General features: G+C 66.8%; 18 protein-coding genes. 9 read left to right on the top strand and 9 right to left on the bottom strand.

Features of this window, described 5'->3' with window-relative positions; genetic code table 11:
- Positions 1-4: 4 nt before the first annotated feature.
- Complete coding sequence (locus G9473_RS11390) at positions 5-511, bottom strand: DUF3598 domain-containing protein (RefSeq protein WP_291133451.1); 507 nt, start codon at positions 509-511, stop codon at positions 5-7.
- A complete protein-coding gene (locus G9473_RS11385; protein ID WP_291133450.1) occupies positions 508-1,881 on the bottom strand; it encodes an alpha/beta fold hydrolase in 1,374 nt (457 codons plus the stop codon). The genes G9473_RS11390 and G9473_RS11385 overlap by 4 nt, the downstream gene beginning before the upstream one ends.
- Positions 1,882-2,071: 190 nt before the next feature.
- Here G9473_RS11385 and G9473_RS11380 point away from each other — a divergent pair, with 190 nt between their 5' ends.
- Genes G9473_RS11380 through G9473_RS11340 form a run of 9 tightly spaced genes read left to right on the top strand, consistent with a single transcriptional unit; the run spans position 2,072 to position 9,430 of the window.
- Complete coding sequence (locus G9473_RS11380; RefSeq protein ID WP_291133449.1) at positions 2,072-2,755, top strand: isochorismatase family protein; 684 nt, start codon at positions 2,072-2,074, stop codon at positions 2,753-2,755.
- Positions 2,755-3,636 (top strand): polysaccharide deacetylase family protein, encoded by an 882-nt coding sequence (locus G9473_RS11375; protein WP_291133448.1) that lies wholly within the window; start codon positions 2,755-2,757, stop codon positions 3,634-3,636. The genes G9473_RS11380 and G9473_RS11375 overlap by 1 nt, the downstream gene beginning before the upstream one ends.
- A complete protein-coding gene (locus G9473_RS11370) occupies positions 3,633-4,547 on the top strand; it encodes a polysaccharide deacetylase family protein (protein WP_291133447.1) in 915 nt (304 codons plus the stop codon). The genes G9473_RS11375 and G9473_RS11370 overlap by 4 nt, the downstream gene beginning before the upstream one ends.
- The gene (locus tag G9473_RS11365; RefSeq protein ID WP_291133446.1) at positions 4,544-5,962 is read left to right on the top strand and encodes an aldehyde dehydrogenase family protein; all 1,419 of its coding nucleotides are present in this window, start codon (positions 4,544-4,546) and stop codon (positions 5,960-5,962) included. The genes G9473_RS11370 and G9473_RS11365 overlap by 4 nt, the downstream gene beginning before the upstream one ends.
- Positions 5,962-6,423, top strand: a complete 462-nt coding sequence (locus G9473_RS11360; RefSeq protein WP_291133445.1) for a hypothetical protein — start codon at positions 5,962-5,964, stop codon at positions 6,421-6,423. The genes G9473_RS11365 and G9473_RS11360 overlap by 1 nt, the downstream gene beginning before the upstream one ends.
- The gene (locus G9473_RS11355) at positions 6,420-6,935 is read left to right on the top strand and encodes a DUF1330 domain-containing protein (RefSeq protein WP_291133444.1); all 516 of its coding nucleotides are present in this window, start codon (positions 6,420-6,422) and stop codon (positions 6,933-6,935) included. The genes G9473_RS11360 and G9473_RS11355 overlap by 4 nt, the downstream gene beginning before the upstream one ends.
- Positions 6,932-8,116: a class I SAM-dependent methyltransferase gene (locus G9473_RS11350; RefSeq protein WP_291133443.1), complete on the top strand. Its 1,185-nt coding sequence runs from the start codon at positions 6,932-6,934 to the stop codon at positions 8,114-8,116. Before G9473_RS11355 ends, G9473_RS11350 begins: the two co-directional genes overlap by 4 nt.
- A 10-nt stretch (positions 8,117-8,126) precedes the next feature.
- Positions 8,127-8,375, top strand: coding sequence for a hypothetical protein (locus G9473_RS11345; RefSeq protein WP_291133442.1), 249 nt, complete (start codon positions 8,127-8,129; stop codon positions 8,373-8,375).
- Positions 8,376-8,377: 2 nt separating this feature from the next.
- A complete protein-coding gene (locus tag G9473_RS11340) occupies positions 8,378-9,430 on the top strand; it encodes an NAD(P)-dependent alcohol dehydrogenase (RefSeq protein ID WP_291133437.1) in 1,053 nt (350 codons plus the stop codon).
- On the opposite strand, the gene G9473_RS11335 is transcribed toward G9473_RS11340, so the two are convergent.
- From G9473_RS11335 to G9473_RS11305, 7 genes are all read right to left on the bottom strand, one after another.
- Complete coding sequence (locus tag G9473_RS11335; protein ID WP_291133435.1) at positions 9,427-10,152, bottom strand: hypothetical protein; 726 nt, start codon at positions 10,150-10,152, stop codon at positions 9,427-9,429. The two genes, G9473_RS11340 and G9473_RS11335, sit on opposite strands and share 4 nt — an antisense overlap.
- Positions 10,152-11,210 carry a nitrilase-related carbon-nitrogen hydrolase gene (locus G9473_RS11330; RefSeq protein ID WP_291133433.1) on the bottom strand — a complete coding sequence of 353 codons (1,059 nt, stop codon included), beginning with the start codon at positions 11,208-11,210 and terminating at the stop codon, positions 10,152-10,154. The genes G9473_RS11335 and G9473_RS11330 overlap by 1 nt, the downstream gene beginning before the upstream one ends.
- Positions 11,211-11,306: 96 nt before the next feature.
- Positions 11,307-12,881 carry an FAD-binding oxidoreductase gene (locus G9473_RS11325; RefSeq protein ID WP_291133432.1) on the bottom strand — a complete coding sequence of 525 codons (1,575 nt, stop codon included), beginning with the start codon at positions 12,879-12,881 and terminating at the stop codon, positions 11,307-11,309.
- Positions 12,881-14,176, bottom strand: a complete 1,296-nt coding sequence (locus tag G9473_RS11320; RefSeq protein WP_291133431.1) for an MFS transporter — start codon at positions 14,174-14,176, stop codon at positions 12,881-12,883. The genes G9473_RS11325 and G9473_RS11320 overlap by 1 nt, the downstream gene beginning before the upstream one ends.
- Positions 14,173-15,369, bottom strand: coding sequence for a serine hydrolase (locus tag G9473_RS11315; RefSeq protein WP_291133429.1), 1,197 nt, complete (start codon positions 15,367-15,369; stop codon positions 14,173-14,175). Before G9473_RS11315 ends, G9473_RS11320 begins: the two co-directional genes overlap by 4 nt.
- A complete protein-coding gene (locus G9473_RS11310; protein WP_291133426.1) occupies positions 15,359-16,387 on the bottom strand; it encodes a VOC family protein in 1,029 nt (342 codons plus the stop codon). The genes G9473_RS11315 and G9473_RS11310 overlap by 11 nt, the downstream gene beginning before the upstream one ends.
- On the bottom strand, positions 16,387-18,951 hold the full coding sequence (locus G9473_RS11305) for a TonB-dependent receptor (RefSeq protein ID WP_291133425.1): 2,565 nt from the start codon (positions 18,949-18,951) through the stop codon (positions 16,387-16,389). Before G9473_RS11305 ends, G9473_RS11310 begins: the two co-directional genes overlap by 1 nt.
- Positions 18,952-19,129 lie beyond the last annotated feature (178 nt).

Below are 19,129 nucleotides of genomic sequence, written 5' to 3'. Positions count from 1 at the left end.
TGTCTTACGCGCCGTGTTTCGCCTTCATTTCCGCGTCGATGGCCTTCCAGTCCTTCGTCACGAAATGCTCCTGGATCGCGGTGCGCGTCTCCAGCTTGCCGTCGCGGATCCAGTGCCACGTGCGGCAGCGGTTCTTGCCGTCGTCGGAAATCTGGATCTGCTCGTAAAGGTAGAGCGAGGGATCGCCCGTGCGCTGCCAGTAGAGCATGATCGTGCGGTTCTTGTCGTCGAGCGGCACTTCGGCGGCCCAGCCCTGGATCAGTTCATTGTCCCACCAGATGCGCCCGTCGCGATAGGTCGCGGGGAAATCGCGCACCTCGGTCCTGCCGTCGGGCCATGTGTAGTAATTCGTCTGGTGATAGGGGATCTCGTCGTCGCCGGTCATCCGGCAGAGCAGGCGGCTGGCGTGCTCGTCGACCTTCTCGTTGTCGGCGTTGAAATAGGTGTAGGTGCCGTCCCACACGCCTTCGTGGCGGGCGAGAAGCGGCATTTCCTTGGCCATGTCGATCATGCTGTCTCTCCTTGGATCTGGGCGAGGGTGTCGTGCCAGCGGCGCGCGGCGGCGCCTGCCCGGATGCGGGCGAGGGCGCGGGCGTGGACCGCCGGGGTGGCGATGGCTTCCGGCGTGAGCGGGACCGCGTGGGCGGCGTTCGCCTCGTACCACGGGGCGAAGAATGCCTCGGCGCGCGCGACCTGCCATGCGCGCTGGAGGTAGAGGCCGAAGCGGTCGGGGGCCATGTCGGGGTAGAGCCGGTCGGCATCGCCCGCAGGTGGGGCGGGCCAGTCGATGTCGCTCACCCCGAGCGCCTCGGCAGAGGCTTCGACCGCGCGTTTCATGTCGTCGAAATCGTCGGACTGGCCGTGGCCGGGGACGTCGATGGCGATCTCGCCCTTGGAGGGGTCGGCCAGTTCCTCCGCCGGGCGGTGCAGGCGCAGTCGCCCGCCCTTCGCGCCCTTCCAATGGATCAGCCCGCCTTCGAGTTCAAGCCAGCCTTCGTGCCCGTCCTCCGGCAAAGCGCCGCAGGGCGCGGTGTCCGCGTGCTCCTTGAGGAAGGCTAGGCTCAGGTCCTGGTGCTCCTTCGGGGTCGCGACCTTCTGCGCGCTCCAGCTTGCGGGCATCGCGCCGAGCCGGTCGATATGCGCCTGCAGCGGGTCGCCGTCATAGGCGCTGATGAGGCAGGGCGGCACGACGGCGTCCGGGGCCGGGATGTCGCGCGGGGCGCGCAGCACCGCGCCGTAGCCCGCGCGGTAATGCTCGCCCGCGTCGAGCATTTCGGAGACCGTCCGGGCGACGTGCTCCACATCGGCGTGGGCGATGGACATCCGCGCTTCCTCGCGCGTGTCGAACCACGGGAAGACCCAGCTCTGTTCGAGGATGCGGCTCCAGATCCACGCGAGGTGCTCGCCATAGGGCTGCGGCACGAATTCGGGCAGGTAGCTCTCGCCGAAGATGCGCATCTCCTCCGGCGTCCAGATCGCATAGCCGCCGACCGCAAGACAGCGGAAAGCCTGCGGCCTGCGTTTGATCGCGGTCACAAGGATGATGCCGCCCGAATGAAAGCCGTAGGCGGCGCATGGCGCGATGCCGAGCGCGTCGGCGAATTCGAGGATCGCGTCGGCGAAGTCGTTTATTTCAGGCTCGCCCGGCAGCGGGTCGGACTGCCCGAAGCCCGGCGTGTCGGGGGCGATGCAGGTGAAATGCGCGGCCCAATCCCGCATCAGCTCGGTGTATTCGGACGAGGAGCGCGGGCTCTGGTGCACCATCAGCAGCGCCGGGCCTTGCCCGCAGCGGCGGTAATGCACCTTGCGCGCCGGTTTCCCGCCCTGCGCGGGAATGGTGAGGACGTGGCGGGTGATCTGGCGGGTGATCTGACTGGGCAAGGAATCCCTCTCGCTTCTCGCGCGCTCAAGTTGTCCGGACAAATTTCACTCGACATGGCCTTACGCGGCTTTATTGTGCGCTGTCAAAGCGTAAAAACCGCCTGTCGGACAGGCATAAGGCGTGGCTCGTTCGCGTGTCGGACACGCGCCTATCGCGCCGCCGAAGCACTGGCCGCAAAAGGGGAGCAGCATGACGGATCTCGTGGGCACGAAGATGGTCGAGGACGGCCGCACCGCGCGGGCGATCTTCGAGGAAGTGATGGCCAATCCGGCGCGCAAGAAGTTCGGCTTCGGCGAGAAACTGGCCATCGTGAACGTCGACGTGCAGCAAGCCTATACCCGCACCGACCTGTTCAAGACCGCTTACGAAACCGACCCCCGGCAGATCGAATACATCAACCGCATCTCGGCCCTCGCGCGGGAAAAGGGGATGCCGGTGATCTGGAGCCGGGTCGCCTACAAGGCGGACGCGGGCGATGCGGGCGTGTGGGGCACGCGCACCGACACCGAGGACAGCTTGCAGAACATCAAGTATGAATCCGAGCGCCACCAGTTCGACCCGCGCTGCGACATCGACGCGGACGACCTCCAGTATACGAAGCGTATGCCGAGCGCCTTCTTCGAGACGCCGCTTGCGAGCTATCTCGTCTGGCACAAGGTCGACACGGTCGTGGTGACGGGCGGCTCGACCAGCGGCTGCGTGCGGGCGACGGCGGTGGACGCGCTTTCCCACGGCTATCGCACCATCGTTCCCGTAGAGACCTGCGCGGACAAGCACGAGAGCTATCACTTCGCCAATCTCACCGACCTCCAGCTCAAATACGCCGATGTCGAGCCGGTGCAGGCGGTGATCGACTGGCTGGAGGCGCGCTGATGCAGGAAGGCGCGCCGGATCCGGGGCTTTACGATTACCACCCTTACGAGGGGCGGGCGAAGATCGAGTGGCCGGGCGGAAAGACCTGCGCCGTGTGGGTCGCGCCCAATCTCGAATATTACGAGATCGACCCGCCGATCCATCCCAAGCGCACCCCGTGGCCGCACCCCGCGCCCAGCGTCGTGGGCTATTCCCACCGCGATCATTCCAACCGCGTGAGCCACTGGCGCATGGCCGAGGTGATGACCCGCCACGGCTTTCCCGGATCGGTCAGCCTCTCGGTCGCGCTGTGCCAGCACCATCCCGAGGTCGTCGCGGACGCGGCGGCGCGTGGCTGGGAGTTCTTCAGCCACGGCATCTACAACACGCGCTATTCCTACGACATGACCGAGGCGCAGGAGCGCGCGATCATCGAGGACTCCATCGACACGGTCCAGAAGGCGACCGGCCAGCGCATCCGCGGCTGGCTCGCGCCCGCGCTGACGCACACGCCGCGCACCCTGGACCTGCTTGCCGAATACGGCTTCGACTACACCTGCGACCTCTATCACGACGACCAGGTGCAGGAGGTGAAGGTTGCCTCAGGCAAGCTCGCCTCGATCCCCTACAGCCTCGAGGTGAACGACCATTACGGCTTCTTCGTCTACAACATGAGCGGGCGCGAATATGCCGAGACGCTGGTAAAGCAGTACGAACGACTTGCGAGCGAGGGCGAGAAATCGGGCACGGTGATGTGCATTCCCCTGCACGCCTATCTCATCGGCCAGCCCCACCGGATCGGCCCGTTCGAGGAGGCGCTGGAGCATATCGCCAAGGACGGTCGCGCATGGCTCGCAACGGCAGGCGAAATCGTGGACGCGTGGAGGGCACAAGTCGCATGAGCACGCTTCCCGACAGCTACACGCAATATCCCAAGCGCCGCGAGGGCTACGACCACGACCTTTACGAATGGTCGAACCTGCATGAACGCCCGGCGGTCACTTGGCCGAAAGGCTCGGTCGCGGTGTGGCTCTGCGTCAGCCTCGAGTGGTTTCCGATCGTCCCGGGCGGCCCTTTCAAGGCGCCCGGCCACATGGTCACGCCCTATCCCGACTATCGCCACTACACCGCGCGCGACTACGGCAACCGTGTCGGCGCGTGGCGGATGCTCGAAGCCTTCGAGAAAGCGGGGGTCAAGGCCAGCTTCGCGACCAACGCCGCGATTGCCGAGCGTTACCCCGAGCTGATCGCAGCGGTGCAGGCGGGCGGGCACGAGATCATCGCCCATTCGACCGACATGAACGGCACCATCGACGCCTCGCTCGGCGAAGAGGCCGAGCGCGCGCTGATCGGGGACGCCATGGCGCGGCTGGAGACAGCGACAGGCGCGCGGCCGAAGGGCTGGCTTTCCATCGCGCGCCAGCAGAGCTTTGCGACGCTCGATATTCTCAAGGCCGAGGGGCTGACCTATTGCTGCGACTGGGTGAACGACGAGATGCCCTATCGTTTCTCCAATGGCCTGGTCGACCTGCCGCTCAATCACGAACTCAGCGACCGCCAGATCGTCACCGTCCAGCAGAAGAGCGCCGACAGCTGGGGCGAGAGCCTGCGCGACGCCTTCGACTGGCTTGCGCGCGAGGCGAAGGAAAAGGGCGGCGGGCGGATGCTGCCGGTGCATCTCACCCCCTACATCATGGGCCTGCCCTATCGCATCCACGCGCTCGAGGCCCTGCTCGCCGACCTCGCGGGGCGCGAGGAGACATGGTTCGCGCGCGGCGAGGATATCGTCGCCTGTTGGGAGAGCCAGCAATGAAGGCCCGCAACCCGCGCACCGGCGAGGAGGACTACGACTTCCTCGAAAGCTCGCGTGAGGAAATCGCCGCGACCGCCGCGCGGCTGCGCGAGGCGCAGGCCGAGTGGGAGGCAATCGGCCCCGCCGGGCGGACGGTCGTACTCACCCGCTTCGCCGACGCAATCGACGCCCACGCCGCCGAGATCGCGGGCGCGCTCGCGGTCGATACGGGGCGCGGCACCGTCTCCATGATCGAGGTGCAGGGCTGCGCGGGGAACATCCGCCGCTGGGCGCAGCGCGGGCCGGAACTCTTCGACCGGCTCGACGTCGAGGCGCATCCTTCCGCCGTGCCGGGCGTCGAGATCGTCACCAACTACTCCGCCTTCCCCCTGTTCGGCGCGATCGCCCCTTGGAACTTCCCGGTGATCCTCTCCCATATCGACGCGGTCCCGGCGCTGATGGCGGGCTGCGCGGCGATGGTGAAGCCGTCCGAAGTCACGCCGCGCTTCGTCGAGCCGATGCGCGCCGTGCTGGCCGAGGTTCCCGAACTGCCGCTGGCCTATGTCATGGGCGGGCCCGAGGTCGGGCAGGCGCTGATCGAGGAGGTGGACTATGTCTGCTTCACCGGCTCCACCGCCACGGGCCGCAAGGTCGCCGAAGCCGCCGCGCGCGCACTGATCCCGGCCAATCTCGAACTCGGCGGCAAAGATCCGATGATTGTCACCGCCAATGCCGACCCCGACTGGGCGGCGGGGGTGGCGCTGCGCTCGAGCGTGGTCGCCACCGGGCAGGCGTGCCAGTCGATCGAGCGGGTCTATGTCGCGCGCGAAATCGCCGAGCCTTTCGTCAAGGCACTGGTCGCCGCCGCCGAGCGGGTCGAACTGACATATCCGGACCCGCACACAGGCCATCTCGGCCCCTTCATCTTTCCCGCGCAGGCCGAGAAAGTGCAGGCGCATATCGACGATGCGCGCTCGCACGGCGCGCGGGTATTGACCGGCGGCGAGGTCGAGGTGCTGGGCGGCGGGAAATACCTGCGCCCCACCGTGCTCGCCGACGTCACCCCGCAGATGAAGGTCATGCGCGAGGAGACCTTCGGCCCCGTGATCCCGGTCACGGTCTATGACGACATCGAGGGCGCGATCGCGCAAGCGAACGACACCGAATACGGGCTTTCTGCCGCCGTGCTTGCGGGCTCGCTCGACGAGGCGACGGCGATTGGCGTCAGGCTCGATGCGGGGGCAATCAGCTTGCAGGACGGGGCGATGACGAGCTTCGTCGGCGATGCCACCAACCAGTCGCGCGGCTGCTCGGGCCTCGGCCCGTCGCGCATGGGCGATTCGGGAATGCTCCGCTTCCTGCGCGAGCGGGCGCTGATCCGCCAGATGGGCGATCCCCTTCCCATCGATGCCTATGCCGAGCGGGGCGCTTCCTGATGGGCAACCGCGCCGAGCTCGAAGCGGCGATGCCCGCCATGCTGCTCCACGAAGGGTGGTGGGACGGCTGGTATCGCCATTACGACGCCGACGGCGCGCTGATCGACGCGCACCGGGTGAAGACGCATTGCGAATTCCCCGACGCGGGCGAGTGGCATTACATCCAGCACAACTGGCTGACATGGGAAAACGGGCGCAGCGCCACCTACGAATTCGGCGGAAAGCTGGAGGGCGAGCGGCTGCATTGGGCGACCGACCGTTTCTCCGGCCACGGCTGGCAAACGGCGGAGGACACGCTGATGCTCAAGCTCGACCGGATCGACGTGCCGGGCGCCCATTATGTCGAGATGATCAACATCGCTCCCGATCGGCAGAGCCGCGCACGGACGTGGCAGTGGTTCAAAGACGGTGTCCCTTGGAAACGCACCCTGTGCGACGAGGAAAGGATTCCCGCCCCATGATCGCCGCCGCCTTCGCTCTCATCCTGCAACCGGCAGGCGTGGAGGCGGGCGCGGCGCCGCCCCCGCCGCAATCGACCTGCGACGCGCCCGTCTACATGGTGGTCGAGGGCCGGACCTTCGACCGCGACCGGATGCTCGCCTATGGCCGCGCCATCGCCGAAAGCCGGCTCTACGAGGAACTGGGCGGCTATTACGTGACCGTCCCGCGCCCGCTCGAAGTGTTCGAGGGGGAGGTTCCGGCGGACTACGTCAACCTCACCGTGCGTTTCCCCTGCATCGAAAACGCGCGCGCGTTCTGGAACAGCCGCGTCTACCGCGAGGAGATCCTGCCGATCCGCCAGAACCCTCCGGCGGGCGATTACACCGTCACCATTTATGCCGAGGCGCCGCTGCGCGAGGATATGGTAGGAAAGGTGGGCGACAACCGGTTCACCGCCGATTTCTCGGGCGTCGAGGTCGAACAGGTGGACGAGCCCGTGGTCGGGCCGCAAGCGAAAGGAGACAGCGAATGAGCGTCGAACTCCAGCACCCCATGAAGCCGCAATCGACCCCGGACGAGATCGCGCGCGGGCGCTTCGTTTCGGGCATCCGCAGCCTGATCCTGAACGACCTCGCCGCCGACATGGGCGCGGCCTACGAAAAGCGCGCCGCCCCGGCCTTTCGCAAGGCACACGGGCGCGATCCCGAAACCAGCCGCGAGGCGCACGAGGCTTTGCGCGGCGATCCCGCCTTCAACATCTATTCCGCGATGCGCGTGCAGGCGCAGAAGATGGTCTGGGCGAGCATCGCGGACAGCGTCGAGCGCGAGGCCGAACGGCTCGCCGAGGAAGCGCGCAGCGCCGAAGGGCCGGGCTCGCTCACGCTCGATCCCGCGCTCGAGGTTCCAAAGAACGTCCACGCGATCGACGTCCACCTGATGCCGGGAAGCTACGTGCGGGGCGAGGACAGCCTCGAGGCGGGCGCGGTCTACGACCGGGGGCTCGCCGTGTTCTCGATGGGGCTGATGGGGGCGAACCTCGACGACATCGGCCTGTCGATGAGCCAGTATATCCGCCAGCGCTTTCCCGATTTCGCGCCCTCGCGCATCCTCGATACCGGATGCACGGTGGGCCACAACACGCTGCCGTGGAAACTGGCCTACCCGGATGCCGAGGTTGTCGCCATCGACGCGGCGCCCGGCCCGCTTCGCTACGCCTCGGCGCGGGCGAAGATGCAGGGGCAGGAGGTTCACTTCAAACAGATGTGCGCCGACGACCTCGCTTTCGAGGACGAAAGTTTCGACGTCGTGTGGTCGTCGATGTTCCTGCACGAATTGTCGAAGAAAGCCCGCGCCAAGTGCTTCGAGGAAGCTTTCCGCGTGCTCAAACCCGGGGGGCTGATGGTACACATGGAACTGCCGCCGAACGAGCAGATGGGCGCGTTCGAGGGGTTCTATCTCGACTGGGACAGCTATTACAACAACGAGCCTTACTACAAGGGCTACCGCGACGAGGTGCCGCGAGAGCTGTGCTCCCGCGCAGGGTTCGCCGGGGAGGATTTCTTCGAATTCGTCGTGCCGTCCGTCGGCATTTACGGCGAACAGGCCGTGACCGACGCGGCGAAGGGCGACCGGGCGGAGGGCGTCGGCCAGCAGACCACCGGGCGCCTTGCCGAAGGGGTGATGTGGTACGGCTTCGGAGCATGGAAGAAGTGAGGGGCAAGAAATGACCGAACAGCTCCGCCCCGAGGACGCGCCGCCCAGCCTCTATGACGAGCACGGCAACCCGCGCTTCTTCGCCGATCCGGCGATGGACCGCTTCGTCGCGGTGGTGATGAACCTCGCGCAGGAGGTCTGGGTGCAGGAGGAACGCCTGCTCGCGCTCGAAGAGGCGAAAACGGGCGAGACGGTCGACAGGGACGCGAAGGCGAAGGAATTCATCGACCGTGTCTTCGCACCGATCCGGGGAGCGTGACGATGAAAGCCTGGGAAATCGGACCCAGAAACGGTGGGGGCGGCGGCGTCGAGAGCCTGCGCATGGTGGAGCGCGACGCGCCGCAGCCGAGGCCGGGCGAAGTGCTGGTTCGCGTGACCGCTGCCGGGCTCAACTACCGCGACCTGATGATCCTGCGCGGGCACTACGGCAACGACCTGCCCGAAACGCGCATTCCGCTGACCGACGGGGTGGGCGTGGTCGAGGCGCTCGGCGAAGGGGTGAGCGGGTTCGCGGCGGGCGACCGGGTGGTCGCGGCGAATTTCGTCGACTGGGATCCGCAAGGCCCCTTCGGCTTCCACATTTTCGGGCGCGATGTCGGCGTGACCATGGACGGCTGGCTGGCGGAAAGGATCGTCCTCCCGGCCAAGGCGATGGTGAAGCTGCCCGATGCCGTTTCCGACCGCACGGCCGCCACGCTCGCCGTGGTCGCGGGGACGGTGTGGCACGCGATGATCGCCTTCGGAAACGCAGGCAGCGCCGACCTGTCGGGCAAGCTCGTGCTGGCGCAGGGCACTGGCGGGGTCGCGGTCTATGCGCTGCAATTGGCGAAGGCGCTGGGGGCCGAATTCGCGATCACCTCCTCGAGCGACGACAAGCTCGCCCGAGCGCGCGATCTGGGCGCGGACTTTACGGTGAACTACCGCGAGCGGCCCGACTGGGGCACGGCGCTGATGGAAGCGACCGGCGGGCGCGGGGCCGACATCGTGGTCGACACGCTCGGCTTCGGCGAATTCGCGCAGACATTGGAGGCGACCGGTGTCGAGGGCCGCATCGGGACGCTCGGCGCGCTCTCGGGCTCGCCGCAGGATACAGCCGATTTCGCGCAAGGGCCGGTGCTGGGCAAGAACATCACGATCAAGGGCATCACCAGCGGCCATCGCGGGATGTTCGAAGAGGCGCTCGCCGCCATGGCCGCGCACGGCGTCGAAACGCTGGTCGATGCCGAGTTCGGATTCGAGGACGCTCCGGACGCTTACCGCCACCTCGAAGCCGGGGCGCACATGGGCAAGGTCATGGTCCGGGTCGCGGATTAACGCTCCAGCTCGACCAGTTCGTAGCGGTTCATCATGTAGCCGTCGATCGAGCCGTAGACGAGCACGTTGTCCTCGTCCGCGGTCACCCACATATCGTAGTCGGGATGGGTCTTGCCCCCCATGCCTTCGGGCGCGTCGTCGATGAAGCGGAAATGGCGGCAGGCGAAGGTCCCCGCCGCGACGGTCTTTTCCTCCTCACCGACATATTCGAGGGTGATGAAAACCTCGGAAATCTGCGGCGGAGTCGCGCCGCGATGGTCGGGCGAGGGGAGGAAGACGCGAAGCTTGCGCTTGTGCGGGCCCTTGGCGACATCCATGATCTTCGTCAGGAACCCATCGCCCACCACCGGGTGCGTGCCGAAGCCGTCGAAGGTGCCCACGTCCTCGCGCAATTCCGAGTTGCGCCCGATCGAGGGCCCGTAGCTCTCGCAGGAGATCGTGCCCGCCTCGGCATCGTGCCGCATCCAGCCCGAGCCGAGAAATTCATCGCCCAGCGTGAGATGCACGAGCAGGTTCTGCGGCACCATGTTGGGCCCGATATGATAGGTGATGTTGCGCAGCACCGTCGGGTCCGGTTCCTCGATCTCGCACTGCGCGCTCATGATGATCGAGCCGTCGGAATGGTGCGAGAAGTTGAACCACTCGCGCCCGCGCTCACGGCCCTGCCATTCGGGCTTGGTCGAGGTGTAGCTGATCTTCCCGCGAACGTTCCTGTGCTTCATCAGATCACTCCTGCCTTCATCAGCCGCTCGATCACCTCTTCCTGCGCGCGGGCGAAATAGTCGCGCTCCGGAATCGCCGCCTTGCCGCCTTCCATCATCCCGTCCGGCCCCTGGAAAGGCCCTGCCGCGGCTTCATAGGCGGCGGCGAAGAGCGCGGGGCGCTGGCGGGCGAGGGTGTTGGTCATCGCGGGCGTGCGGCGCGCTTCGCGTAAAGCACCGAGGTCGATGGGGGCGAAGGCGGTGAAAGTCTCCCCGTCGCCCGATTGCGCCACCACGCGGCCCTTCCAGTCGACCACCTGGCTGTTCCCCTCCGCGCTCGACAGCGGCATCGCCGTGCCGGAGATTCCCGCCGTGTTGGCGCTGACGACGAAGGCGAGGTTCTCGAAAGCGCGCGCCTGCTTGGCGATGTCCTTGTTGGTCGCGAGCGGGGAGCCGATCTCGGAGGAGGAATGGCAGAACACCTCCGCCCCGCGCAGGGCGAGCGCGCGGGCGATTTCGGGATAGAGGATTTCCTCGCTGGCGATCGCGGCAAGGTTGCCGATCTCGGTTCGCGCGACCGGGAAGACACCCTCCAATCCATACTTGTCGAGATAGGCCTCCCACACGTCGTGCGGGGAAGGCGCGAACATCGAGAGCAGGCGGCGATAGCGCAGCACCACTTCGCCACTGGGCGCGACGATGAAGCAGGTCTGGAAATAGAAGTCCGGGAAAGCCTCGTCGGTCTCGTAGGTGTTGCCCGCAAGGAAGACGCCCAGCCGCTCGGCCACGCCGCCAAGCGCCTCGTATTCCGGGCCGCCTGCCGCGAAACCGACCTTGGCGGCGAAATCGGGGATCGAAATGCGTCCCGGATAGGAGGTGAAGAGGTATTCAGGGAGCACGACCAGCTTCACCGGCTTGCCCGCATAGCCCGCGATGAAGATCGCGCTCGTCCTGATCTGGCCTTCGATCTCGGCGATGTGATCGAGGATCGCCGCGCGCGCTTCTTCCGCGCCCAATCGTTCCAGCGAACGCGCGGTCAATTGCATCGCGACGGCGGAGTAGGTGCCGGTTTCTGTCACGTCCTGTCCTTCTGCTGCTCCGAACGGCAGGCTTGCCGCGACCCCTGCGCAAAGCCCTGCGGCAAGGGCCCGCCTGCGGTCGAGGTCGAATGCCATCTATAGCCCGAGCGAGCCCGGATTCATCAGGCCCTTCGGGTCCACCTTGGCCTTGAGCGCCTCGAGGATCGCCCAGCCTTCGGGCGAATGACTTGCCTTCAGCGGATAGGTGCGCGCGACCTGCAGGTGGATTGCGCCCAGATCGCGGAAGATCGCGATGACGTCGGCCTTGAGCTTGTCCACCAGCGCGTTCGCCTCCGGGTTATCCGGGGCGGGCGAGAGCTTCGCCATGTGGTCCGGCTCGATCGCGTGGTGGTGGAGCGGGTTGTGCTCCCCCGGCCAGAAGAACACCGGTTCGATCAGGCACGATCCGCGCCCGGTCGCCGCGATCAGCGCGCCGGTTTCGACCTTCAAGCGCTCCATCTCGCCCGCGTTTTCGGCCCAGAGGGCCTGCAGGCGCTCCCATGCCTCGACCAGTTTCGAGTGCGGCAGGAAGCCGTGCACCGGGACCCAGCGCTCGCCCTCGGGTCCGAGCATCGAATTGGGCGGCGGGAAGGGATTGGCGCGCAGGATCTTGGGGATCGAGTTCTCGACCGCCTCGCCGCCGTGTTCGCGCACGATTTCGCCGATGCGCTTCATGTCGGCATCGACGCCCGCCTGATGGCGGCCTTCGGCGATGCAGTGGAGGCTGAAGGGGACGCCGTCGAGGAAGGAGCGCCCCGCGAGCGCGACCTTCGCGCCTTCCTTCAGCGCCTTGAAGACCCCGCCCGATTTCGCCTGCGACCTCATCATGTTGCCGAGCTGCTTGGCGTCCTTGGTGAGCGTGTCGCGCTTCATCCGCTGGGCCTGCAGGAAGGGGTCGAAGGCGAAGCTTTCGGATGCGAGTTCGGCGCGCGCGATGTCGCTCATCGCGCCGAGCAGGCCGTCATGCGCGGCGAAACTGAACGAGCCGTAGGCGAACGCGCGCGCCTCGCGCACCAGTTTCAGCGTCACCCGAGCCTTCACCCCGAAGGCCCCGCAATCGGCGGCGAAGAGGCTGGTCAAATCGGGGCCGTAGGGGCGGAAGAAATCGGAGCCGGTCGAAAGCACCGTCCCGTCGGCCAGCACCACGTCGAAGCTTACCGCGCTGTCCACCGCCGTGCCCCGCGCCGCGCCCCAGAAGACGCCGTTCTGGCTCATCCCCCCGCCGACGCTCGCGCGGATGCCCGACAGCGTGCCCCACGCCATGACCCTGAGGCCCTTCGGCGCGAGCGTGCGGTGGAGCTTGTCCCAGCTGATCCCGGCCTCGACCGTCACGGTCATGTCGGTCTCGTTGATCTCGATCACCCGGTCGAGCGCGGCGGTATCGACCAGCAGGAACGGACCCCCGGTATAGAGATAGCCGCCCGTGTAGCTCATGCCGCCCCCGCGCGGGACGATCGCGATGCCCGCCGCCGTCGCCGCGCCGATCCCGGCAGCGAGCTGTTCGACGCTGTCGGGGCGGAACACGGCAAGCGGCTCGGCGCCCTTCGAGAGCACGTCATGGCTGTAGAGCGCGAGGCTGTCCGCGTCGGTCAGCAGCGGCGCATCGCCGACCGCCTTGCGGACGGGCGCGAGCGGGTTGTCGCCAAGTGATTTCGGGGCGAGGGTGGCCATCAGGCGGGCTCCATTGCGGCTTCTACGGGTTCGTCGGCTTCGGGAAAGTCCTGCGGATAGCGCCCGAGCAGCAGGAGGAGCGCGCCGCCCGCGATGAACATCCCGATCGAGATCTCGAGGATCGGGTCGTAGCTGCCCGTGCGGTCATAGACCTGCGCGTAGATCACCGGCGAGGCTGCGCTGAACAGGCCGAAGGGCATATAGAGCATCCCGTAGATCTTGCCGTAATTCGCCATGCCGAAATAGCGGCCCGTGAGATAGGCGATGAGGTCGCTTTCCGCCCCGGCCGCAAAGCCGAGCAGGAAGCCCGCCATCGCCGCAGCGGGGAAGGCGAGGCTGTCGCCGAGCAGCAGCCAGGCCGAAATCGCGGGCAGGCACAAAAGCGGGAAGGCGACGAAGCCCTGCCAGAACCGGTCGAGCAAAGCGCCGGTCGCAAGCCTGCCGACGAGGATTCCGATGCCGAGAATGCCCATGACCGTGGCGGCGGTCTGCGCCTCGACCCCGCGCAGGCGCAGCATGGTCGGCATATTGATGAAGGCCCCGCCGAAGGCCGCCGCGATCAGCCCGATCGACACCCAGATCACCCAGAAGCGGTAATCGGTCAGCGCCGAGCCCAGCGTCACGCCGGTGAGCCTGCCGGTCGCGCTCTCGATCGCGCGCGGGCGTTCCTCGGGGCGCGGCTCGCGGAACAGGAAGAAGGCGATGACGAGCGCGGCGGCGGGAAACAGAGCGACGGCAGCGAACATCGCGCGCCAGCCGTAGTTCTCGATCACGAAGACCGCGAATTTCGGCACGATCATCGCCGCGATGCTGGTTCCCATGAGCAGGATGCCGAGCGCGAGGCCGCGATGTTTGAAGAACCACAGGTTGATCGCGCGGCTCCACGTCACCGGGGTCGAACCGATCCCGACGAGGCCGACGACGACCCAGAAGCCATAATAGATGTAGAGCGTTTCCGGCTCGTTCGCGGTGGGCGTAAGCGAGATCGCGGCAAAGGCGAGCCCGAAAGCGGCGAGCGACCACAGCGCCACGGGGCGCACGCCGAAACGGTCGGCCATCCAGCCGAAGACGGGCGCAAGGAAGCTCGCGATCACGCCGAACAGGGTGATGGGGACGAGAACCTCGGTCTGGCTCCATCCAAATTCGGCCTGCAGCGGCTCGGCGGTGAAGCCGATCACGTTGTAGGGAATGGGCGAAGCGCCGCACATCACCCCGATCACGCCGGCGAGAAGGACCGTCCAGCCTTTCGAGAATTCGCCGCTTTCGCGCGTATCGGGCAGGGGGCTGGAATTCACTCGGGTTTCTCCTCGGCGGTTCCCCGCCATATCACGTTCGGCAGCAGGGCGTCGTCCCAGCCTTGCGGCCAATCGCGCGCTGCTCGCACAATGACCAGCCCCTTGTCCGGCATGGCATAGACGCGCTGCCCTCCGTGGCCGTGGAGGAGGACGACGCGCGGGGGCGCGAACGCCTCGCTCTGCCACGGGACGAGCGGGACGCGCGGCGGGCGTTCGCCGCCGACCTGCTGGTTGCCCACCCACACCTGGTAGCCGTAGCCGCGATAGGCCGGGGAGGGTTCGAGCATTGCCTCGATCCAGTCTTCCGGCACGACCTGCGCGCCTTCGTAGCGTCCGCCGTCGACGAACAGCTGGCCGATGCGCAGCCAGTCCACCGGGCGCGACAGGATGCAGCAGCTGGTGATGACCATCCCGCCTTCGCGGTCCAGCGGCATGGCGGCATCGGCAAGGCCAAGCGGCTGCCACAACCGCTCCGAAAGCAGCGCCTCGTAGTCCCGCCCGCTCGCGCGTTCGAGCACGATGCCGAGCAGCTGGTTGACGTTGTTGTTGTAGTCGAAGCTCTCGCCCGGCGCGCCGACCGGCTCGAGCGAAAGCGGCAGCTTCGTGTAGTCGCTGCCGAGGCTGTGGCGCACCACCGGGTTGTCGGGCGTGACCTTGTAGCCGTAGCCAGCATCGCCCTGTTCGAGCCCCGAGGCCATGTGCAGCATCTGGCGCAGCGTGATCGCGCCGCGCGGCTCGCCCTTCCATTCGCTCACGTAATCCGAAACCGGATCGCCAACCGAGCCCACCTCGCCGCGCTCGATCGCGATCCCCATGAGCAGCGCGAGCACGGTCTTCGACATGGACTGCGGATTGAAGCGCGTGTCGCGGCCCGTGCCCTGCCAGTAGCGCTCGAACACCAGTTTCCCGTCGCGGGCGACCAGCAGCGCGGTCGAATTCTGCGCCTCGGCCCAGCTTGCCGCTGCTTCGAGCGCGGTCGGGGCGATGCCGGCTACGGCGGGCGTGGTGGCGACGACCGGCGTGGGTGCGCCTTCGACCTCAGCGACGGGATCGTACCAGTCGACCGGAATGGTGAGCGGCTCATAGCCGCCCGCCAGCAGGCTTTCCCAGCGCCGCTCGAACAGCGGGTCGTCCTGCGCGGCGAGCGGGGCGGCGATGATCGCCAGCGACAGGAGGGCAAGGCTAGGGCGCATCGTAGAACTCGGTGAGGTTGCCGTCGGGATCGCGGACAGCGGCGATGGCGACCGTGCCGATGCCGGGTATCGTCACCGCGTCGCTTTCGTAGGTCGGCTCCAGCCCGCGCGCGGCGAGGCTTTCGAGATAGGCGCCCAAATCGCGCACCGGGTAGCGCAGCGAGATTATGCCGAGATTGGGCGGCGAGGCGTGTTCGGAAAAATCGCGGCCCTCGAAGCCCTCGAATTCCATAACCTCGACCCGGCCCGTCTCGCCCGGAAGGACCGGCTGCGCCACCGCCGCGCGGCGCACGAGGCTGGTGGCGAGATTGGCGGGAACCGAGAAATTGTTCGAGCGCGGCTCGGGATCGGTAAACGGCGCGTCGAACAATACGCCGAAGCCCAGTGTGTCGCGGTAGAAGGCGAGCGCTTTCGGCTGGTCCTTCACCATTCGCATCGCGTTGAACGCGCGGCTGAGCGCTCCGACCGGGAAGGCGTCGAAGGGCGGGGCCTTGCGCTCGTAGAGTGCGTAATTGACGCCGTGGGGGCCGCGGATGACGACGTTGACGAGGTCGGAGCCGCCGAAAGTGAAGGCGTAGGGCTGGCTTTCCGCCCACCACCCGCGCGCGATCGCCGCGTCGAAGGCGGCGCGCGCGTCTTCGGTGCGCAGCATGATAGAGAAGATCCCGCCCGTGTCCCATGGCCGCGCGGCGAGGCGGATTACTCGCTGCTCCGCCCCGTCGAAACGGACATAGCGGACGCAGCCTGCGTCGACCTCTGGCGCGCAGATTTTCAGGAAGGCGCCGGTGACGCTCTCCGGCAGGTTCCAGTAGGCGATTTCGGAAGGGTCGAGCGCGCCGCTCGCGACTTCGCGCCAGCCGCCGTGATCGACCAGCCAGCCCGCGCTCTCTTCGAGGTCGGTGACGCTGACGACGGCCTCGGTCCACGGTTCGACGCCGTCATCGGCGGCGCTTTGGGCGGCAAGAGGAAATGCGGCGGCGACGGCCAGAACCGCCGCCGCCGCCAATCGATCAAGCATCAGAAATCGTACCTGGCCCTGACCATCCAGGTGCGCGGCGGGTTGAGATAGGCGAAGTTGGCAAGCGAGCTTTCGACCGCTTCCTCATCGAAGCAGTTGCGGCATTCCGCCACCAGCGACCATCCGTCCACGCTGCGCAGCGTCAGCGTGCCGTTGACGATCCAGCGCGCCGGGCTGAACGAACCCGTCGCCGGGTCGATCGGATCGCCGAGCCGCAGGGTGTTGGTCGGGTAGACCGTGCCGGAAAGCCCGGTGACGTCCTGTTCGAACAGGGTCACTTCGCTGGTGCCCACTTCGCTGTCGCTGCGCCAGTTGGCGTTGATCGCCGGGGTCAGCGTGAAATCGGTGCCGAGGCCGATCTCGTAGCTGCCGCCGATCGACACCGTCCAGTCGGGGGTTCGCACGGGCGTCGCGATCGAGCCGTCGGGCGCGACGATGCCGACCCCGCAGGCGGGCGCTTCGTCCGCTCCGCCGCCGACATTGGGCAGGAGCCCGGCCGCGAGCTGGGCAAGGCAGTCCTGCTGCTGCGCGGCGACCGACTGGATCCCGAATTCGTCGAGCGCGGGGGCGTTGGGATCGATGTTGTATTCATCGTCCTGGTACCCGATCGCGGCGAACAGGTTGAGCCCTTCGACCGGGACCGTGGTGATCTCGACCTCGACGCCCTTGTTTTCGTAATCGGCGAAGTTGCGGGTGATGAAGGTCAGCGAACCGTCCGGCGCGACGAAGGCCGACGGGGTCTGCAGGTCCGACACGTCGAGCCAGAAGCCGGTCACGTTGAACCGGATCAGGCGGTCGAACAATTCGGTCTTCGCGCCCGCTTCATAGCTCCACGCGGTTTCCGGGCCGAACGGGAAAAGTAGGTTCGGATTGGTCCCGCGCGCGTTCCAGCCGCCCGACTTGAAGCCGCGCGTGGCGCTGGCGAAGAGGAGGATCTCGTCGCTCGGCGCGTAATTGATCGCAAAGCGCGGGGTCCACAGGTCGACCGACTGCTCGGTCGGGATCGGCGTGCCGTTGGCCGCGACGAGGTTTGCGTCCTCGATGCAGGGCGTCGGGCCGAACTGGTTCGCCGCAAGGCACAGGTTCGTGCCCCCCACCCGCGGACGGTTGTCGCGGATCGAGAAGGTCTTGGTCTCGTCGGTGTAGCGGACCCCCGCCGTCAGCGTGAGCTGGTCGGTGATGTTGAGGTCGGCCTGCAGGTAGCCCGCCCATGCCTCGGCCGTGTTGTCCAGCGTGCGGTCCGCCAGCAGGAACGGGAACCCGTCCGGCGGCGGGGCGAAAGGCAGCGTGAAGATGTCGGCGAAATCGGTCGTGTTTTCCTCGTGGAAGTAGAACACGCCGCCCACGACATCGAGCAGGCCGTCGGCGATCGAGCCGGTGAATTTCACTTCCTGCGTGAACTGGGTGTGCGAGCCGTCATTGACGATGCTGAAGCCGCCATAGGTCCAGCCCACCACCGGCGGGACGGGATTGGCTGCGGTCGGCAAGGCGCGACCATCGGCGAAGTCGAGCGCGAACTGCTGCGAGAGGTCGACGAAGCCGGTGATGAAATTGACTGTCCAGTCGGGCGAGAGTTCGACTTCGAGATTGGACGAGATGAAATCCATCACCGCCTTGTTGCCGAGGCCCTGGTTGACCTTGTCCCCGGCCACGAGCGGGCCGAAGGCGGGGCTGATGAAATTGCCGTCCCGGGTCAGCCCGGTCGCGGTGAAGCGCCCGTCGCAATTGGTCGGATTGGTCGGATCGCAGTCGAAATTGAGCAGGTTCACCGCCTCGGACTCGGTGTGGATGTACGAACCCGTCCAGCGCACGCTGTCCGAAAGTTCGCCGCGCATACCGAGGCGCACGCCCCAGCTGTCGCTTTCATTGGTGCGCTCGCCTGTGAGGTTGTTGATCGCCCAGCCGTCGTCGTCCTGCCAGTAGCCCGACACCTTGACCGCGAAGGTGTCGGCGAGCGGCAGGTCGATCGAGGCCCGCCCCATCTTCATGTCGTAGGAGCCGTAGCCGATCTCGGCATAGCCCGCGATCTCGTCGCCCGGTTCGGACAGGAAGACGTTGATCGCGCCGCCGGTCGTGTTGCGCCCGAACAGCGTGCCCTGCGGCCCGCGCAGGACCTCGATCCGCTCGACGTCGAACAGCGACAGGTTGTTGGCATTCTGGCGCGAGAGATAGATGTCGTCGACATAGGTGCCGATCGGCGGGTCGAAGGTCGCGATGCTTTCCGAGTTGCCGATGCCGCGCAGATAATAGGAGTTCGCGGTGCCCAGCCCGGTGTTGTTGAGGCCGACGAGGTTCGGAACGAACTGCGCCACGTCGAGCGCGGTGAAGGCGCCGCGGGTCTGCAGTTCCTGCTGGTCGAAGGCCGAGATCGCGATCGGCACGTCCTGCACGCTTTCCTCGCGGCGCTGGGCTGTGACGATGATCGAGGACACGCCGCGCTGGGTTTCCTCCTCGGCGACATCCTGTTCGGCGTCCTGGGCGTGGGCGATGGTCGGGAACGCGGCCAGGGCAAGACCCGAGGTCATGCCGAGCAGCGCCAGTCTTTTGGCGTAAAGCGAAGTCATGGGAGTTGGTCCTCCGTCTGCAAAGGGTGATGCCGGCCTCCCGCCGGTCTGTCGTTCCCATCCTGCGGGCGAAAGTTGTCCGGACAAACTCTTGCTTGTCAAGCGCGGAAGTGCAAATTGTCCGGACAAATTGTCCGAATCTGTCAACGTCCGTGCCGTTTGGGCAACAGTTTTGCTT

This window comes from Erythrobacter sp., assembly GCF_011765465.1.
In the GTDB taxonomy this organism is placed as follows: domain Bacteria; phylum Pseudomonadota; class Alphaproteobacteria; order Sphingomonadales; family Sphingomonadaceae; genus Erythrobacter.
The sequence above is the reverse complement of the archived record's forward strand: the minus strand, read 5'-3'. Positions and strand labels throughout refer to the sequence as shown.

What these genes read in the sequence shown, in the direction of transcription:
- G9473_RS11390 (WP_291133451.1), bottom strand. Translation starts at nt 511, where the DNA reads ATGATCGACATGGCCAAGGAAATGCCGCTTCTCGCCCGCCACGAAGGC.
- G9473_RS11380 (WP_291133449.1), top strand. Translation starts at nt 2,072, where the DNA reads ATGACGGATCTCGTGGGCACGAAGATGGTCGAGGACGGCCGCACCGCG.
- G9473_RS11375 (WP_291133448.1), top strand. Translation starts at nt 2,755, where the DNA reads ATGCAGGAAGGCGCGCCGGATCCGGGGCTTTACGATTACCACCCTTAC.
- G9473_RS11370 (WP_291133447.1), top strand. Translation starts at nt 3,633, where the DNA reads ATGAGCACGCTTCCCGACAGCTACACGCAATATCCCAAGCGCCGCGAG.
- G9473_RS11365 (WP_291133446.1), top strand. Translation starts at nt 4,544, where the DNA reads ATGAAGGCCCGCAACCCGCGCACCGGCGAGGAGGACTACGACTTCCTC.
- G9473_RS11360 (WP_291133445.1), top strand. Translation starts at nt 5,962, where the DNA reads ATGGGCAACCGCGCCGAGCTCGAAGCGGCGATGCCCGCCATGCTGCTC.
- G9473_RS11355 (WP_291133444.1), top strand. Translation starts at nt 6,420, where the DNA reads ATGATCGCCGCCGCCTTCGCTCTCATCCTGCAACCGGCAGGCGTGGAG.
- G9473_RS11350 (WP_291133443.1), top strand. Translation starts at nt 6,932, where the DNA reads ATGAGCGTCGAACTCCAGCACCCCATGAAGCCGCAATCGACCCCGGAC.
- G9473_RS11345 (WP_291133442.1), top strand. Translation starts at nt 8,127, where the DNA reads ATGACCGAACAGCTCCGCCCCGAGGACGCGCCGCCCAGCCTCTATGAC.
- G9473_RS11340 (WP_291133437.1), top strand. Translation starts at nt 8,378, where the DNA reads ATGAAAGCCTGGGAAATCGGACCCAGAAACGGTGGGGGCGGCGGCGTC.
- G9473_RS11335 (WP_291133435.1), bottom strand. Translation starts at nt 10,152, where the DNA reads ATGAAGCACAGGAACGTTCGCGGGAAGATCAGCTACACCTCGACCAAG.
- G9473_RS11325 (WP_291133432.1), bottom strand. Translation starts at nt 12,881, where the DNA reads ATGGCCACCCTCGCCCCGAAATCACTTGGCGACAACCCGCTCGCGCCC.
- G9473_RS11315 (WP_291133429.1), bottom strand. Translation starts at nt 15,369, where the DNA reads ATGCGCCCTAGCCTTGCCCTCCTGTCGCTGGCGATCATCGCCGCCCCG.
- G9473_RS11310 (WP_291133426.1), bottom strand. Translation starts at nt 16,387, where the DNA reads ATGCTTGATCGATTGGCGGCGGCGGCGGTTCTGGCCGTCGCCGCCGCA.
- G9473_RS11305 (WP_291133425.1), bottom strand. Translation starts at nt 18,951, where the DNA reads ATGACTTCGCTTTACGCCAAAAGACTGGCGCTGCTCGGCATGACCTCG.